The 15,954-nt window shown below is 41.9% G+C and carries 13 protein-coding genes and 1 tRNA gene; 8 read left to right on the forward strand and 6 right to left on the reverse strand.

The window, feature by feature from the left end; all coding sequences use genetic code 11:
* Nucleotides 1-628, forward strand: a 628-nt coding sequence (locus VB693_RS26085; RefSeq protein ID WP_323268788.1) for a calcium-binding protein, incomplete at its 5' end; no start/stop codon positions are given.
* Between the two features lie 177 nt (nucleotides 629-805).
* Here the strand turns inward: VB693_RS26085 and VB693_RS26090 are convergent.
* The gene (locus VB693_RS26090; RefSeq protein WP_323268789.1) at nucleotides 806-1,165 is read right to left on the reverse strand and encodes a DUF5615 family PIN-like protein; all 360 of its coding nucleotides are present in this window, start codon (nucleotides 1,163-1,165) and stop codon (nucleotides 806-808) included.
* Complete coding sequence (locus tag VB693_RS26095) at nucleotides 1,158-1,541, reverse strand: DUF433 domain-containing protein (RefSeq protein WP_323268790.1); 384 nt, start codon at nucleotides 1,539-1,541, stop codon at nucleotides 1,158-1,160. Before VB693_RS26095 ends, VB693_RS26090 begins: the two co-directional genes overlap by 8 nt.
* 260 nt (nucleotides 1,542-1,801) lie before the next feature.
* Here VB693_RS26095 and VB693_RS26100 point away from each other — a divergent pair, with 260 nt between their 5' ends.
* The 3 genes from VB693_RS26100 to VB693_RS26110 all read left to right on the forward strand — a co-directional run bounded on the left by VB693_RS26100 (nucleotide 1,802) and on the right by VB693_RS26110 (nucleotide 3,783).
* The gene (locus tag VB693_RS26100) at nucleotides 1,802-2,401 is read left to right on the forward strand and encodes a PEP-CTERM sorting domain-containing protein (RefSeq protein ID WP_323268791.1); all 600 of its coding nucleotides are present in this window, start codon (nucleotides 1,802-1,804) and stop codon (nucleotides 2,399-2,401) included.
* 175 nt (nucleotides 2,402-2,576) lie between these two features.
* A complete protein-coding gene (locus VB693_RS26105; protein ID WP_323268792.1) occupies nucleotides 2,577-2,708 on the forward strand; it encodes an adenylyl-sulfate kinase in 132 nt (43 codons plus the stop codon).
* Between the two features lie 217 nt (nucleotides 2,709-2,925).
* The gene (locus tag VB693_RS26110) at nucleotides 2,926-3,783 is read left to right on the forward strand and encodes a sulfurtransferase (RefSeq protein WP_323268793.1); all 858 of its coding nucleotides are present in this window, start codon (nucleotides 2,926-2,928) and stop codon (nucleotides 3,781-3,783) included.
* A 104-nt stretch (nucleotides 3,784-3,887) separates the two neighbouring features.
* Here the strand turns inward: VB693_RS26110 and VB693_RS26115 are convergent.
* A tRNA-His gene (locus VB693_RS26115) sits at nucleotides 3,888-3,960 on the reverse strand.
* 126 nt (nucleotides 3,961-4,086) lie between these two features.
* Between VB693_RS26115 and VB693_RS26120 the strand changes: the two genes are divergently transcribed.
* The 3 genes from VB693_RS26120 to VB693_RS26130 all read left to right on the forward strand — a co-directional run bounded on the left by VB693_RS26120 (nucleotide 4,087) and on the right by VB693_RS26130 (nucleotide 8,022).
* Nucleotides 4,087-4,470, forward strand: coding sequence for a DUF4359 domain-containing protein (locus VB693_RS26120; protein WP_190698592.1), 384 nt, complete (start codon nucleotides 4,087-4,089; stop codon nucleotides 4,468-4,470).
* 81 nt (nucleotides 4,471-4,551) lie between these two features.
* The gene (locus tag VB693_RS26125; protein ID WP_323268794.1) at nucleotides 4,552-5,898 is read left to right on the forward strand and encodes a serine/threonine-protein kinase; all 1,347 of its coding nucleotides are present in this window, start codon (nucleotides 4,552-4,554) and stop codon (nucleotides 5,896-5,898) included.
* Nucleotides 5,899-7,044: 1,146 nt separating this feature from the next.
* On the forward strand, nucleotides 7,045-8,022 hold the full coding sequence (locus VB693_RS26130; RefSeq protein ID WP_323268795.1) for a sucrase ferredoxin: 978 nt from the start codon (nucleotides 7,045-7,047) through the stop codon (nucleotides 8,020-8,022).
* Nucleotides 8,023-8,186: 164 nt separating this feature from the next.
* On the opposite strand, the gene trpE is transcribed toward VB693_RS26130, so the two are convergent.
* The 3 genes from trpE to VB693_RS26145 form a co-directional block, all read right to left on the reverse strand.
* Nucleotides 8,187-9,701: an anthranilate synthase component I gene (gene trpE / locus VB693_RS26135; RefSeq protein ID WP_323268796.1), complete on the reverse strand. Its 1,515-nt coding sequence runs from the start codon at nucleotides 9,699-9,701 to the stop codon at nucleotides 8,187-8,189.
* Between the two features lie 321 nt (nucleotides 9,702-10,022).
* On the reverse strand, nucleotides 10,023-10,442 hold the full coding sequence (locus VB693_RS26140; RefSeq protein ID WP_190698584.1) for a photosystem I reaction center subunit II PsaD: 420 nt from the start codon (nucleotides 10,440-10,442) through the stop codon (nucleotides 10,023-10,025).
* A 340-nt stretch (nucleotides 10,443-10,782) separates the two neighbouring features.
* Entirely contained in the window at nucleotides 10,783-12,804 is a 2,022-nt protein-coding gene (locus tag VB693_RS26145) for a DICT sensory domain-containing protein (protein WP_323268797.1), read from the reverse strand.
* 839 nt (nucleotides 12,805-13,643) lie between these two features.
* Here VB693_RS26145 and VB693_RS26150 point away from each other — a divergent pair.
* Nucleotides 13,644-15,932, forward strand: coding sequence for an amylo-alpha-1,6-glucosidase (locus tag VB693_RS26150; RefSeq protein WP_323268811.1), 2,289 nt, complete (start codon nucleotides 13,644-13,646; stop codon nucleotides 15,930-15,932).
* The last annotated feature ends 22 nt before the right edge of the window (nucleotides 15,933-15,954 follow it).

A 15,954-nucleotide genomic window follows, 5' to 3' on the forward strand; every position in this document is an offset into this window, starting at 1 on the left:
CAATGGTGGCACTGACTTAGGAATGGTAACGGTAGCAGTAGGAATTGACCTTAATGGTACAAACCAAGACGACACTATTAACGGTACATCTGGTAATGACATTATTAATGGACTCAACGGTGACGATATTATCTTTGGCTTGGCTGGTAACGATAACCTCATCGGTGGTAATAGTAACGACACCCTTTATGGTGGTACTGGCAACGACCAACTTCTAGGCGGTAACGGTGAAGACACACTTTATGGCGGTACTGGCAACGACCGTCTGGAAGGTGATAACGGTGAAGATAACCTTTATGGCGATGACGGTAATGACACCCTTTTAGGTGGTAACGGTAAAGATTTCCTTGTTGGCGGTGCGGGTAATGATTTCCTCAACGGTGGCAAAGCCGATGATATCCTGACTGGCGGTACTGGTAGCGATATCTTTGTTTTAGAGAAAGCCGCAGGTCGAGATACAATCACCGACTTTAGTTTAGGTCAAGGCGATAAAATCGGCTTGTCTGGTTTGAGCTTTAGTCAGTTGTCTTTCGCTGGTGATGAGATTCGTTTAGGTAATCAAACTTTAGGCATCCTGACTGGCTTTGATACCACGACGCTGACGCAGAACAACTTTATCTCTGTTTAAGAGTATTGGGTGGGCGAATGTTTGCCCACTCGACAACTTATTTAGGTGCATTGGCTTGCAACTTGATTGCATTGCCTTGCACCTTTGTTGCATTAACTCGCCATCAAGTTGCATCGACTTGTACTTTTGTTGTAGTCAAGAGCAACTTAGTTACATTTAGTTGCACCTTTGTTGCATTCAATACTTTCGCCACCGATTGAGCCAATCTACTTGACCAACCCAATCTGCTGCTTCTGCCTCAGATAATAGGCAATCTAATGCCGCAATCAAATCTGAAAGTGACCAACTATTCTGAGCAGCAAGGATAATACCGCCATGTTGCGGATACTGTTGCGCTAGAACAATAAAGTCTCTCACGTTGAAAGTAAAGATACATCTGCCCTGAGCAGTTGCGCGTAATAATTGAGTTTCATCACTAGCATCTAAAGGCATCCAGTCATTTGGTGTACGAGTAACATCATGCCCTTTAGACATCAATGCTGAATGCAGCGATTTACTGGAGGTATCTGCATCCAAATGAAGTTTGAGTTTAACCATTGGCAATTTCTAAGGATTGCTCAGAAGCGATCGCTGCGTCAACCTGCCCCTTATTTACTACATAAAAACTCAAAGCTTCTTTTACCTGTCCTTCAGTAAGCTCATACTCATCAGCAATCTGAGTTGGACTCATACCCCATTTTTGGGAAGCGATGGCCACAGTCTGCACTCGAATTCCTGTCCCTTTGATGACTGGCACAAGTTGCCCATTGCCTCCCTGACGATAAGCAATTTGTGGAAAAGATGCTTTCAGGGTACTTACTTTTTCTGTTAAAGCCCACAAAATAAATTGGTCAAGCGAAACCCCCTGACTATGAGCTAATTGCTCAATTTCAAGCTTCAACTGATCAGGTAAATTTAGGGCATATGCTGTCATTTTCAGTTTTTAATTGCTGGCTCTAGAAACATCATATTCTAAATCTAGATCAACATCCCGTGGAATTCTAGCTTGAAACCAACATAGTCAAAGGTTTAGCGATGTCTACGACAAGGCTTATGCCTACGCTCCTCTGGTGATTCACATAAGTATTAATTATATAGGACAAAGATCCTAGTCAAAACTTGGATCTTTGTCCGATGTGGTGAATGGGGCGATCGCTCTATTATTTTTGTATTTACACTCTTACTGAAGACCTCATGAAAACTCTACTCTTTGCTACAGCCCTCGCTACCTCATCTGGATTGGTTTTTGGAACAATGGAAGCTGCTTCTGCTTTAACCTGGAAGTGGAATTATTCTGGTAATGGAATAGACGCGATGGGTACTTTCACCACTAATAATACCCCTGACGATTTGGGTTTCTACCAGATTTTAGGAATTAGTGGTACACGCAATGGCGAAACAATTACTAGTCTGCAACCCGTAGGTACTCCAATACCAGGAAACGAACCTTTCAATGTAGATAATTTAATTAGTCTTAGTAGTCAGCAGTTGACGGGTGACGGTTTTGGTTATTCCACATCACAAGGAAACTATGCTAGTCCATTTTTTGCTAGTTTCTTACCCACACCCGGTTATTTAGAAATTTTTTCTGCGCCACCGTTCATCCCAGGTTTTCAAAATCTAGGGACGGAAGATAGTGAGTTACCTATTACTTTTTCTGCAACTATAGTTAGCGTCCCTGAACCCACCTCGATCCTTAGCTTACTCACCCTTGGCACTCTTGGCGCAGCTTCTGTATTTAAACGTAAGCAGTCATCCAAATTCACTGCCAAAAAGCTCAAAAAAGTTCTCTAAAACTATTTATAAAAATCATCATGACTCATTCACTTTCACCAAAGAGGCAGAAGTAAAAGGAGTGGGGAAAAAAGGGGAAGGGTTACAATCCTATCCCCTTCACGAATAATATAAAGTGCGTAGGCGGAGCATCGTCGTAGACATCGCACTTTTCGATAGATAAAAAAAGCAAATTATGAATCATCAAGGTCTAATTCTTTGGCTGACAGGGTTAAGCGTGGCGGGTAAAACAACGATCGCCTCATCTGTTGACCAAGAATTGCGATCGCAGGGTCGCCAAGTAGAATTACTTAATGGTGATTGTTAAGAGACTGTATGCCAAACATCCCAGAGGCTAAAGCCAATACAGAGGAAGTAAGACCAATACGCGGGCGCAAGCCTAAGATGTAGCTAAATCTATCTAAGAAACACCGCTACAAAAGCTTACTCATTACACTCAAGATTTTTGATTATGTAAATTTCATGCCAAAGTGCAAATTAACAGAGCGCGATAATATCAAATGATATGATAACAGCATGAAAGCGTGCAGACAAAACTCCTCATTTCTCCTCAAGAAATCACATCTCTGTTAGTAGAAAAATCCCCGCATACTGTCATTATCGATACGCGGACTCCAGAAGAGTATGCTATTTCTCATATTCCTGAATCTATCAATATTAGAGATTTCTTTACCTATCTTTTAGAAAATTCCTCCCCCGCAGGATTAAAACAATTACAAGCATATTTTGCGGAAATTATGAGTAAGGTAGGAATATCTGGTGCGGAACGGTTAATTGTGTATGAAGATGCTTTCAATCAAGGTTACGGTCAATCTTGTAGAGCAGCTTTTTTACTAAAATATTTGGGTTGTCCTCATGTATCTGTGTTACATGGAGGCTATAAAGCCTGGCTAGCGGCAGAATTACCTACTACAAATGAAATCCCTGAACGTGAAAGCAGCATATTTAGATTGCATCCCCAGGCTGAGATGATGGTGACGACTATCGAAATGTTAGAGGCAATCAATAATCCAGCAATTATAAAATTGGATGTGCGCGATCGTCATGAATGGCAAGGACTAAGTTCTTCTCCCTACGGTACTGATTTTTGTCCGCGCAAGGGGAGAATCCCTAACGCTATATGGCTGGAATGGCATCGTTTGATGACTTCTGTATTGGGAATCCCGATGTTTCTCTCCAAAACGGAAATTTTAGAAATTTGTCAATCGGTGGGTATTACTTCCGAGTCTGTTGTGTATATATATTGCTTTAAAGGTTCTAGGGCTGCTAACACACTGATTGCTTTGCAAGACGCTGGAATTAATGCCAAAAACTATTTTGGTTCTTGGAATGAATGGTCTCGTGATTTCTCATTACCAATAGATAGCACAGTGATTCGGTAGCCTGTGAGGAAAGGCATAAAATATTGTTAGTCTTTGAGGTTTTATCAGGTATATTATCAAAAAGCGATATCACTCTTTGAAAACTAGCGATTCATCATTTAAAGGGCGAACGATGGGAATTGAACCCACGAATGGTGGTACCACAAACCACTGCCTTAACCACTTGGCTACGCTCGCCATCGACATTTTTGATTATAGCACTGATTTGGTAAATTGAACAAGAAAATTTTCTATAGGAACGGACTTTATTTATTCCCAGTCTGGGGAATTTAACTGATATCTAGGGAGTTAACGCTAGAAAGTATGAAGTTATTCAATATTTTGGCATACATTGGTTCTATAGGATTCGCGGCTGTGTTGGGAGTAGCGATGGCAAACACAAATCCTAACCAACCTGCCTATGAGGATTATGCTGTGCAGAAACTGACATCGTACTTAAAAAAGGATGTCTGCAATTCAACAACAAAGCTCATAGAAAAGTTAATCAATACTAACTGTGACAAACTAGTTAGTTCTGCTAACCCCCAAATGCGGCAAATCCTCTCAGCCACTACTGAAAGGCAAGACTTAATTTTGTTTAGTGTGTATCGCACAGAATTCAAAGTGAATTCCTGGATACCTTCTTACAGATTTGAAACCGTAGGCGCGTTTAACAATTTTTATACTTACACCGCAGAGCAACAGTAGGATGGAAGGGGATAGGTGACAGGACAAGAAGCAAGAAGGAATTGGGAATAATCATTGATAAGCCCAGAAAAGCGTCTTGTGATGAAAATATGTCCTAATATTGGCTGTTTATATTCTCAAAACCCCGATACAGCTAAAGTTTGTCTCAAATGTGGTGAACAGCTTTTACTCAATCACCGTTATCATTTATTACGGCAGATTGGTCATGGTGGGTTTGGTATAACATTCTTGGCAGTGGATGAGCATCTTCCTTCCCAACCTAAATGTGTCATCAAACAATTTAATTTTCCGTCTCAATATGGTCACAACTTTCATCAAGCAGTGAAGTTATTTCGTCAGGAAGCGGTGCGCCTTGATGAGTTGCAACATCCCCAAATACCCAAACTGCTGGGTTACTTTGAACAAAAAAATCGCCTGTATTTAGTAGAATCATGGATTCCCGGACAGACACTCAAAGAGGAATTGCAAGAAAAGGGAGTCTTTAACGAATCCCAGATTGGGCAATTATTGAAAGACTTGTTACCAGTGCTGCAATTTATCCATGACAAGCAAATCATTCACAGGGACATCAAGCCAGCAAATATCATCCGCAGTTCCTCTCAGGCTGAATTAGTTTTAATTGATTTTGGCATTGCCAAACACATCACTGCTACAGCTTTACTACAAACAGGTACTACCATAGGCTCTCCAGAATACATTGCGCCTGAACAAACACGGGGGAAAGCACTACCAGCAAGTGACCTTTACAGTTTAGGTGTGACTTGCATTCATTTATTAACAGGGATTTCCCCCTTTGATTTGTTTGATGTAACTAGCGATCGCTGGGTCTGGCGTGATTATCTATTATCAGGGAACACTATCAGCAAGCAACTGGGCGCAATTCTTGACCAATTACTGCAAAATGCCCTCTCCCAACGCTATAAATCGGCGACTGAAGTTTTGCAAGCTTTAAACTCCTACCCCCGGAATGTTCAGCAACAGCCAGTTAATACGCTGTATTCTGAGGTTGGTGTTGATTACCACAAATTGCGTGATTTACTCGCTTTGAAACAATGGCAATTGGCAGATCAAGAAACTTGGATGGTGATGTGTCAGGCTTTATCAAAGCCAACAGGTAGTTATTTCTTTATGGGTGATATTGCTAAGTTACCTTATGAGGATCTACAAATAATTGACCAGTTATGGCTCAAGTACAGTCAAGGACGTTTTGGTTTTAGTGTGCAGAAGCAAATCTACGAAAGCGTTGACTGTGATTATGTAAGGTTCTGTACGGCGGTTGGTTGGCATTTATATAATTCTCATTCTCCCCCCAGTTGGCAATTCTTTATTGGGTCATTACCTCAAGGATATTTACCCTCTCGGGTGTGGGCTGGTGGGACTCAGTGGTGGCGACATATAGACGCTGTGGCAGCAAGATTGGGGAGTTGAGGGGGAAATTTTAGACGCAGAGGGGAAGGCGCGCGTTGTGAGATGCGTGACTTAGCGCAGAGCCAATTGACATTGCACGCTCATTTAAGCTTTGCCTAAGAAAATTATGCGATAACCCGTCTTAATCTGTCGGGACTCAGTTTCACATTGCTTTAGCGAATTAGTACCACCAAAATCTAGGGCTAAAATTATATATTGATAATTATTGTTGATAGTATTGATATTTTCAATGGGTTATAGAATAATTTTTTTTAGGGAAACCGTCTGTGAAGCTTTATTTACTAAGCATCTAGCCTGAAAAAAAGTTGGCACTACCGTTATAAATATCAATAAAAGCTTGCATTAATATTGAATTTGAGTTTTAATAAAATTAGTTGTCTCAAAAAATATCTAACTTGCAAAAGTTAAAAAGAGTTAGTAGGATGGCTACCTATTTTTCTCATTTATCTGTTAAAAAGTTTGACAATTTGAGTACAAGAACCTGTAATCCGGGCATTTCAAGCATAAGTAAATACTCACAGCGTAAGTAATAACCTAGCTAGTGAGATAGACAATTGATAGAGTATAAGAAAATACTTTACATCTAAGCATCTAAATTTTTTTAGAGAATTATTGAGAATTTTTAGCAATAATTCTTTAAAAGTGTAGATCAGTGGCACAACATCTAAAAAAGGATTCGCACACAAACTGTTAGTTAGAGGTAGCTAAGAACAAAATCAAAATTTTTTAGTTAACAAAAAATTAACGTAACTATCTTTAGGATGATTTGATCACAAAAATGTTAATTTTTTTCTTATGCTGGTAATGTATCTTTCTTGCAAAACTATGAATACCCCATTATGTAGATATAAATACACAGTTGATTATGCTCTGTGGCGATTATTTAGTAAAAAAGTTTAACCAGTATGTTAGATCGAAAACTTCCTGAAAGCTAAATATTGAGTCTTCTGCACTAGATAAGATTAAACACTTTTTTAGTTCTATTCTAGAATTTTTCTTAATAGGGAAGACGTTTTTGAGAAATAATGCTATAAAGTGGCTACCAGGGTTTAATCAAAAAATGCGATTAGTGTAAAAATTGTAGTTTCTACTACAACTAATTCTAGCAAAATATTGTCTATAAATATCGTTATTTAGTAGAGATTAATGGATAGTTTTTTTTGTTCTGATTCTACACGCGAACTAGGAGAAGATGTTATTGGTAGTGCGACTGACTACCAAACTTATATTCTTGTTGAATGCCCTTTACCTTGGGTAACAAATGCCTTTAATTCTAAATGGGTTCCTCGTAATTTACAGATTTTGCTAGAAGAGGTTAAGCAAGCTAAATTACCAATCAGATTTCTCTTAATTGCTAATGATTCAACCCACAAAGTAGAACATACAACTCTTTTGATTTATCAAAAACAAGAAGGATTGAGTTCTGGATATATTAAACATGAATTTAGAGTGCCACATATCGAGCAGGTAGCATCAGTTATCAAAAAATGGTTATGGGGAAAAGTGCCTGGTTATGAAATAGACAGCAGTATCAGTAGAGATATTTTAATATGTACCCACGGCAGTCATGATAAATGCTGTGCTAGATATGGTAATCCTTTTTATTTCTATGCTACAGATACTATTGCTAATTTAAACTTGAAAAACGTGCGGATCTGGAGATCCAGTCATTTTGGTGGACATCGATTTGCGCCCACAGCTATAGACTTACCACAAGGTAGATATTATGGGTGTTTAGATGAGCATTCATTCCAGGCATTTTTGACACATACTGGTGATATTCAAGGCTTAAAGAAAGTGTATAGGGGCTGGGGAATTTTGCATCCTGCATTACAAGTTTTAGAGAGAGATTTAATGTTGAGTCAAGGATGGAACTGGTTTAACTATAAAGTAGCAGGTAAGATTTTAGAGCAAAGTTTAGACAACAATACAATTTTAGGTGAGCTAACTTTTACCACCAAAAGTGATTCGCTGTACACCTACCAAGCTAAATTGATTAAGGATAATACCAAGACAATCACAGTCAAAAGTTCTTGTAATGCTACCCAAAGTTCAGTTTTTGTAAAATATACTGTAGCTGATCTCTGTTTAGTAGCTGAGAATGTGCTGACTTTTAGTAAATAAATTTTACTCTCTCTCTTAAAAGGGTTTCATCTACCAAGCATCGGTCTTTCAAATGCTTTAACGATTCAAAATTTAAAAGTAAATTGCGTCTCTACATAAGTGCTTTAGCAATTCCTTTTTCCCCTTGCCACCTGAAGCGAAAGGTATGAAGATTAACCCCAAATTCACCGCAAACAACGAATCGCTACAAGCAGACCTCTAGCTTTATTTAAAGTCTCCTCATATTCCTTTTCTGGTTCAGAATCAGCTACTAAACCTGCACCAGCTTGTACTGTGACTGTATTATCTCTAACTACCATCGTGCGAATTGCGATCGCACTATTTAATTGTCCTTCAAAATCGTAATAACCATACACTCCAGAATACACACCCCGGCGACTCGGTTCTAATTCATTGATAATTTCCATCGCCCGAATTTTCGGTGCGCCGCTAACTGTCCCCGCAGGGAAGCAAGCTTTTAATAAATCCCAGGCGGTTTTATTGGGTGCTAATTTACCTACCACATTACTCACAATGTGCATAACATGAGAATAACGCTCAACTACCATTAATTCATCAACTTTGACGCTACCACTTTCACAAACTCGCCCCAAATCATTTCGTCCTAAATCGACTAGCATGACGTGTTCAGCAATTTCTTTAGGGTCTTGCAATAAGTCTGTAGCAAAAGCTAAATCTTCCTGAGTTGTTTTACCCCGTGGACGTGTCCCCGCAATGGGACGGACGGTGGCTATGACCTCACCCTCTGCATCCCGTTCTGCTTTCACCATAACTTCGGGACTAGAACCAATAATTTGCCAGTCTTGGAAGTGAAAATACGCCATATAAGGCGAAGGATTAATTTGACGCAGGGAACGATAGAGAGAAAAGGGGTCGCCTGTGTATTGTGTAGAAAGACGCTGAGAAATGACGACTTGAAAGATATCACCAGCTTTGATGTAATCTTTTGCTTTTTGGACACTGGCGCAAAATTCTGGGCGGGTAAAATTGCTGCTATATTCTGGTGCTTCCCCGACCTTAGCTTGGCTGGGGGGTGTCCACTCCAAGATGGTTTTTTGTGGCGATAAGGGTAAAGATAACTTACTTACCATCTGGGTAACGCGATCGCACGCTTGTTGATATGCTGATTTTATATCTACTGCTGGATCACGTAAATCAGCATAGGCGATCGCCCAAATTTTCCGCTTTACTTGGTCAAATATCAATAGATGGTCTACCTGCATCCACAATCCATCCGGGATGTTGCGCTCATCTTGGGGATGCACTGGTACACGCGGCTCAATCCAACGAATTAACTCATAGCCCCAAAAGCCAAATAACCCCCCAATTCCTGGCGGTAATTCGGGTAGCTTGACTGGTTGAAAAGGTGCAAGACAGTTAGCTAAAGCTGTAAATGGGTCGCCTGCGAACAACACCTGAGAACCATCGCGGTGTCTCTGGGTGGTAGTGTCGCCCCTGGCTTCTAAAATCCACAGTGGATCACAACCAACTAAACTATAACGCCCGATTTTTTCCCCACCTTCCACCGATTCCAGCAAAAAGCTGTAGGGTTGTCCTGCACAAAACTTGTACCAAGCAGAAACAGGTGTATCTAGGTCAGCTACCCATTCCTGATACACGGGGATGAAATTACCTTGTGCAGCTAGCTGGGAAAATTCAGAAAAATCGGGAAAAATCATAGGCGGATTGGGGACTGGGGACTGGGAATTTTAGATTTTGCGGAAAGTTCTGTAGGCGGGTTTCCCAACCTAGGAACGCCACTTGCTACAAGCCGGGAAACCCGTCCAACGCAGTGGCTCAACTTTTCAAGACGGATTTTGGGATTTTGGATTGAATAATCTCAAATCCACTCATTGCAAATCCACTCATTGAAAAGCTGGGGACTGGGGACTGGGGACTTTGCTAGTGGTGAGTCCTGAGTCCTGAGTCCTGAGTTAAGAATTTCACTCAGCACCCGGTACTCATTACTCAGCACTAAGTTTGTCCCCAGTACCTATTCCCTACGCATCATGAGTAGCTTTACCAGAAAACTTGAGTTGTGCAGGGCTGGGATTTTCCCCGATGCTGCGGGGAACGTGACGTACTATCTCACGACCAGGGTTCACTTTTTCTGGGAATACGCCATCAGCTGGGTGAATGAATGTGGTTTCACCACTGGGCAGAATCCGGTAAATTTTGTAATCTGTGATTTTGAATTTACGGAGTTGACCGCCTAAAGCGATACCATATTCTTTCCGAGCTATGTACAGCAAGTTTTGACCTTGGTGCATGGTAGCTGCACCGCCTGTGGGCAGTTCAAAAACTTGAGCCTTGGGGCTAGTCCAGGTGATAGCGTATTTTTCTTCTACTTCTGCTTTGGTGAGTAAGCCACCAGTGCTGCCAGCAAAGAGTGGAGTTTTGCCAGAAAGTGTTTCTGCCATAAGGGATTCTCTCAACGTTTTTAGGGCATCGTAACACCGCCATCATGATCATATTGCGATCGCGTCACAGTCTGTAACAGTCTTTGATGAGTGGTGAGTAGTGAGTGGTGAGTAATGAGTAATGAGTAGGTAGGCATTGTGTTTTTCTCCCCCTACTTTCTTTTCCCCAGTCCCCAGCTTTGCAATGAGTGGATTTTAGATTATCCAATCCAAAATCTAAAATCCGTCTTGAAAAGTTGAGCCACTGCGTTGGACGGGTTTCCCGGCTTGTAGCAAGTGGCGTTCCTAGGTTGGGAAACCCGCCTACAGAACTTTCCGCAAAATCTAAAATTCCTAGTTCCTATTTCCTATTCCCCACTTTCTTGACTTTTGGCTTCTTTTCATCTTGGCTACCCTGAACAATGGGGATGGTGAAATGAAACTGACTGCCTTGGTCTTTACCGCTTGACTCTGCCCAAATTTTCCCACCCCAACCGTTAACGATTTGGCGGCAAATAGCCAAACCTAGACCTGTCCCGCCCGCCGTGCGCCGTAATGCTCCTTCTTCTTGGTAGAAACGGTCAAAAACAATTTCTAGGCGATTAGGTTCAATGCCGCGCCCTGTATCAGTCACGGTAACTTCTACTACCATGCGATCGCTGTTGTAGTCGGCACTGATATGTATTTGACCTTGGGTGGGGGTAAATTTACAGGAGTTATCCACCAGTTTGGCTAAAACTTCCACTAACCAATCACCGTCAGCTCTCACTAGCGGTAAGTTTTCGGGAATGTCCGCCGTGATTTGGGGGGGTTTTTCGACTGTGGGACGCGTGCGAATACGGCTGAGTGATAAATCTACACATTCTTGTAAACTTAGGGATTCTGGATGCCATTCCACGCGACCGCTTTCTAGGTTAGAAAGGGTTAAGAAATCTTGTACTAGTTTTCGCATCCGTTCTGAGTCAGCCAAAGCCGTGTTAAGCATGACTTGCTGCAATTCCAGAGGCATATCTGGCTCAGTAGCGAGACTTTCAAGGCACACTTGAATGGTAGATAAAGGGGTGCGGAGTTCGTGGCCGGTGATGGCTATCAGGTTACTGCGGGTACGATCTAATGCTTCTAGCTGTTTATTGAGTTCTTCTAAGTTGGCGTAGGCTTCAGCTTGAATTAAAGCAGATCCAATGTGGGTAGCGATCGCCTCTACTAAATCCAGTTCCCCTTGTTGCCATTGGTGCGGCGGTAGAGAGCAATAATGTAGTTCCACAATCCCTAATAGCCGCCCTTGAAACAATACTGGTTCGATCAACCACGAACGCACGGCAAATTTTTTGATGATTGAGGATAGTGTGACTGAATTAGTGACACGAGAATCATTCAAGGTATCACTGACACAGACACCCTCACCATGATCTACCACTTCTTGAAATAGGGGATTACTATTTAACTCCCAGGTTTGCCCAGCAATAGATACCACCCCAGGCATTAAAAACTCATGTTCGATAGCAGCTTGAGCATCCGAGGCTTGAGCGCGGTAAATTAAACAACGACTTGCCCCTAAGTGTTGCCCTAGTTCTTGGGCAGCAATTTGTAGTACCTGATGGGGGTCTAGCGATCGCCGAATTGCTGTACTAATTGAGTTGACTAAGCGTTCTTTCCTCGCTTGGGCAGCGATGGAACGGTAAGCTTTATGCAGTTTGTACTGACTAGCTTGCAGGTAGGTAACTAGACGTTGGACAAAGGGGTCTGTGTCGATGTCACAAGCATATTCACTAATGACATTGGAGACGTAAGCTTTGCTATCTCCTATGCCAAATCTTTGCCGCGCTTTCTCAACTTTACCCACTAATTCTGGTCTATACACCTCAATCCTGTCTAATAGCAACTGCGCGGCTTTAATACTGACTCCCCGTTCTGATGTCCAAATTCCTTCAAATCGCCGCCCCGTATCCATATCCAAACTAGGAAGCCAATCAGGCACTTGCTGATTTTTAGCGATCGACCCCAAGCTTTCACGGCAAACTAAGCAAGTAGCATAGTTATCAGCAATTACTACCAAATGCCACTCTTGACTTAAAGCATCATTTGGCTCAAAGGCTACCTTTTCATAGTATTCTGAGCTATTAGCAAAATCAGTTTCTGGCGCAGACAATACGTATATTTGATTACTTCGCTGCGCCAAACGCTGATAGCGATGAGCTTCTTGACGATAGAATCTCTCTCTCTGAAAGCTAGCAATTATTAGAGGCTTGTCTAAAGTCGCAGCCAACACCTGATCTTCCATTGCGTGGGAGAGGGCCGTTAATGAAGCTTTAAAGTATAGCTGGGGCCGCAGGTAAGGTAGGGACTGTAGCAGATCACTCAGCACGGAAGTCGAAATGCTCATGAATATCTTTTAAAAAGCCCAATCTGAACAAGATCCACGTCACAGCTGCATTTTACAAGTTACAGCTGACTCTCAATTTAAGTAGACAGGTGCAAAATGTAAATAATTTTGAACAGCACCTTCTCTCAAGGCATTGGCAGTAAATTTACTCCCACCTTTCAGGAGTGCTTATCGCCTTCTCTACATATTTAAAAATCTAACGTTAGAAATAGACCAACAACAGCAATATATTTTGTCGTTCTAGCCTTGATGTGTCTTAGAGTATAGACACGTCACAGCTACTTTGGTCTTCACCCAAGTTTTCTTGATCCATTTGCTGGCATCGTGATGTTTAAAAAAAAGAGGCTACTAAGCTCAATATACATTCTCGAACACCTCTCCTATCAAGCTATTGGGAAGTTTGTTAGCTAAAAGTTATTCATATACACAAAATCTTACTTTCCCAGAAAGTTGAAGACAATCCCTCACGATACGCCTTGATCACTGATAAATGCTCACTGTTCACTGATTTAAAGATGAGGCTCTGGAGTAAGTTCTGCCTAAATTTGGATATTGTTGTATCTTGGTTAAGTATTAACACCAATTCCGAATACTATTAGCTGTCTCGGCAGAAACGAACTGAAAATTACAATTTTTCAGCCTTGACTTCAGATTTAAACAATATACATTGATAAAGATTTGTTATGTATGTTGGATTAACTAGTCATTAGTCAAAAGTCAATCGTCAATACCACCAAGCTCTTTAAATATTGACTCTAGACCATTGACTACAGGACTGTTTGCCTGTTGATGCTGATACGATCGCAAAAATTTTAGACCTGTACACGGAATTTTGGCTAATGACACCGGATACCCTGACAACCCCAGAAAAAGTTTTATTGGATGGAAAAACTTTTATCCCCGCCGAACAATTACCTATCCCAGAGTGGCCTTGTGTGGTAAGTGAAAGACCACAGCCAACTCTGACGGTTAAGGATGATGATCTATTCTTGGTGACAGACACAATGGGGAACATTTCTGGCTGTTCCCTCAATGATGGTGGTAATCCCAGTATGGGTCTGTTTTGCAGTGATACGCGCTTTCTGAGTCGTCTGGAGTTGCAAATTGATGGGCGATCGCCTGTACTCCTCAGTGGTACGGCAGAAAAAGGTTTTGCACTGGCGATTTTGTGTACTAACCCCAAAATAGATGACCGTATGACAGCAGATAGTATCGGTATCCGCCGGGAAATGGTACTGAATGGTGCTTTATTTGAAGAAATTGAGGTAGCCAATTACAGCACCACCAGTATCAGTTTTGAACTTAGTATCAGCTTTGATGCCGATTTTGTCGATTTATTTGAAGTCCGGGGTTATGAGAGAGAAAAGCGGGGGAAACTTTTACGCCTTGTAGAACCTATATCGGAAGACTTAGCCGCTTTTCACCCTGATAGCCATACCCAAACTCAGCCCTCAGCAGCAAAGGAAAATGTTTTAGCCTTAGCTTATCAAGGTCTGGATGGTTTGATCATGGAATCCCGCATTCAATTCCAGCATCGCCAACCAGACTATTTCAAGGGATACACTGCGGTTTGGCGGTTAGAAATGGCTTCTCATTCTACCCAAAAGCTAGGCTATCGGGTGAATCTTCTCACCAATAACACTTCTACTTCTACTGTGAGTGCAGCTGTGACTTTAGGACAGGCTAAAGCAGCTGAGATGATGGAGGAACAGCACTGGGTACAACAAATTACCAGTATTCGCACCGATAAAAGTATTTTGAATCGGTTAATTGAACGTGCTGAACAAGATATGTATTTGCTCCGCCAATCTTTTGGTGCAAATAAGACTGTCTCGGCTGGTGTTCCTTGGTTTTCCACACTGTTTGGGCGAGATTCGCTGATTACAGCTTCCCAAACCCTGATGCTGAATCCCGAAATTGGCAAGGAAACCTTGATGTTACTGGCAGCTTACCAAGGTAAAGTTGAGGACGAGTGGCGCGAGGAAGAACCAGGTAAAATTCTGCATGAGTTGCGCTTGGGGGAAATGGCAAGATGTCAAGAAATTCCCCACACACCCTATTACGGTACAGTGGATGCTACTCCCCTATGGTTGATGCTGTATGCCGAATACTACGCTTGGACTCACGACATAGAAACCTTAGAGCAACTTTGGCCCAATGCCTTAGCAGCGATGGATTGGATTGATCGTAATCTTCAATCAACTGGCTATCTGAGTTACCACCGCAAATCTAAACGGGGACTAACGAACCAAGGGTGGAAAGACTCTGGTGACTGTATTGTAGACCGCAAGGGAGAACTAGCCAATGGTTCTATTGCCTTGAGTGAGGTTCAAGCTTACGTTTATTCTGCCAAAACCCGTCTAGCAGATATTGCTAGAACGAAGAAACGACTAGACTTAGCAGAACGCTGGCAAGAAGAAGCTAAAAATCTCAAGGCGCGTTTTAATCGAGATTTTTGGATGGAAGACCAAGATTTCTGTGCTTTGGCTTTAGATGGCGATGGTAAGCACGTTGATAGCATTACTTCTAATCCTGGTCATTGTCTGCATTTGGGGATATTTACACCAGAAAAAGCGTACAGTGTGGCGGAAAGATTACGCGCACCCGATATGTTTAATGGCTGGGGTATCCGGACTTTGAGTAGTTTGTCCCCAGCTTATAACCCAATGGGTTATCACATTGGCTCGATTTGGCCTCATGATAATGCTTTGATCTCGATAGGACTGCGATCGCTGGGCTTGATTGATCAAGCTTTGGAACTATTCCAAGCTTTGTTTGACATGACGAATCAGCAACCTTACCAACGTCCCCCCGAACTTTTCTGCGGATACGAACGTAATGGCGATCGCACCCCTGTACAGTATCCTGTTGCTTGTACTCCCCAAGCTTGGGCTACTGGTAGCATTTTCCAGCTACTGCAAATGATTGTTAATTTAGTACCTGATGCGCCTAATAACTGTCTGCGAATTATTGACCCTGCTTTGCCAGAATCAATAAGTCGTCTGTCACTGCACAATCTGCAAGTCGGTACTACTATCCTCGATTTGGAATTTGAGCGTTCTGGTAGCACTACCGCCTGTCGTGTTGCTAGAAAACGCGGCAATTTGCGTGTGGTAATTGAAGCATAAAAAGTAGGTAGAGAGTAATGAT

Origin of the sequence: Anabaena sp. UHCC 0399 (assembly GCF_034931465.1) — a bacterium.
Taxonomy (GTDB): domain Bacteria; phylum Cyanobacteriota; class Cyanobacteriia; order Cyanobacteriales; family Nostocaceae; genus Trichormus; species Trichormus minutissimus.